Annotated in this window: 2 protein-coding genes; one reads left to right on the top strand and one right to left on the bottom strand. The window is 65.4% G+C overall.

Features of this window, described 5'->3' with window-relative positions; genetic code table 11:
- Positions 1 to 105 precede the first annotated feature (105 nt).
- Positions 106 to 1,278: a TIGR03862 family flavoprotein gene (locus KG698_RS15185; protein ID WP_213686384.1), complete on the bottom strand. Its 1,173-nt coding sequence runs from the start codon at positions 1,276 to 1,278 to the stop codon at positions 106 to 108.
- A gap of 49 nt (positions 1,279 to 1,327) precedes the next feature.
- Here KG698_RS15185 and KG698_RS15180 point away from each other — a divergent pair.
- The coding region (locus tag KG698_RS15180; RefSeq protein ID WP_213686383.1) for an HNH endonuclease at positions 1,328 to 1,605 on the top strand (278 nt) is incomplete at its 3' end.

Below are 1,605 nucleotides of genomic sequence, written 5' to 3'. Positions count from 1 at the left end.
TCAACAAAGACTCGTCGCCACAAGCGACGGGTATCACAGATGCCGCCATATGTACGCGGTCTGTACGGGCTGTGTACGGCATGTGTCGCCGCCTTCACGCGCCTCTCACCGCCCCCAATCCGCCGCATGCCGCCCGGCCCAAAGCCCTGTCGCCAAGCACCCCGTGATCAGATAGCCCCCCGTCGGCGCCTCCCAATCCAGCATCTCGCCTGCAACGAAAACACCGGGCACAGCGCGCAACATAAGCCCGTCATCCACTGCCGCGCGCCTGACCCCACCGGCGGTCGAGATCGCCTCATCCATCGGACGCGGCCCATGATGGCGGATCGTCAACCCCTTGATCATCCGCGCTAAATCCAGCCCCTCGGGCAAGGGGCGGCCAAATTCCTGCAACAGCGCGCGCTTGACCGGGTCAAGCTTCAGCGCCTTTTCCAGATGTTGCGCAAGCGTCCGCTTGGCCGGGCGATGTGCAAGCCGTGCCGCGACCTCCGCCAGCGTCAGATCAGGCAGCAGATCAACAATCAGCGGAGCGCCATCACGCACCGACGCGCTCACCGCATAGATCCCCCCACCCTCGATCCCCCGCGCCGAGATCACGCATTCCCCCCTGACCCATCCCGCCCCAAGGCCAAAGGCTAACCCCTTCAACGGCTTACCAAAATGCGCCGCCATATGCGCCGACCAATCGACGCAGAACCCCATATTGGCGGGCTGAAATGGGGCGATTTCCACCCCCATCGCCGCCAGATGCCCAGCCCATGCCCCATCAGCACCCAGCCGCGCCCAACTCGCACCACCCAAGGCCAAGACGACGACCCGTGGCGCAAGCCGCGCCGCGCCTTGATCCGTTGCAAAGCGCCACTCTGCCCCATCATTTCCCACCCAACGCCAGCCCGTCCTGACCGACGCGCCGACGCGCCTGACCCAGGCGCGGAGAAGCGGGCTGGCCTTCATCACAGTCGGAAAAACACGGCCAGAACTGCCCGTGAACACGGGTTGTCCCAGATCTTCGGCCCATGCCTTCACCGCATCTGGCCCCATCTCGGCCAGCATGGGGGCAAGCCAATCGGCCGCCTCGCCATAGGCCGCGATGCAAGCCGCCAGCGGCTCATCCTTGGTCACGTTCAGCCCGGATTTACCGGCCATCAAGAACTTCCGCCCGACCGATGGCTTGGCCTCGGCGATGACCACCGACCGCCCGGCGCGGCCAAGGGCCTCTGCCGCCATCACGCCCGCTGGCCCAGATCCGATCACCAGCGCATCGACTGCTTCAGCCATGCCGCCTTGCCCCTTGTCCAAAAGCGCGCCCGCGCCATTCTAGCAGCCTATGACCGAACCGCCCATTTGCCCGCTTTGCGACCGCCCGATCCCAAAAGATGCCAAGCAAAGCCTCCACCACCTGACGCCGAAATTGCGCGGCGGCAAGGGCGGGCCTGTCGTGCTTTTGCACCAGATCTGCCATAACGAGATCCACGCCACCCTGTCCGAGGCAGAATTGGCGCGCAGCTACAACACCGTCGACGCCCTGCGCGCCCATCCACGGCTTGCGGCCTTTCTTGCGTGGATCGCCAAGCGCCCACCCGAATTCCATGCCAAGACCGCCGG

The organism is Roseicyclus sp., assembly GCF_018402035.1.
Taxonomy (GTDB): domain Bacteria; phylum Pseudomonadota; class Alphaproteobacteria; order Rhodobacterales; family Rhodobacteraceae; genus Roseicyclus.
This window is presented reverse-complemented; position numbering and strand designations above follow the sequence as displayed.

What these genes read in the sequence shown, in the direction of transcription:
- KG698_RS15185 (WP_213686384.1), bottom strand. Translation starts at nt 1,278, where the DNA reads ATGGCTGAAGCAGTCGATGCGCTGGTGATCGGATCTGGGCCAGCGGGC.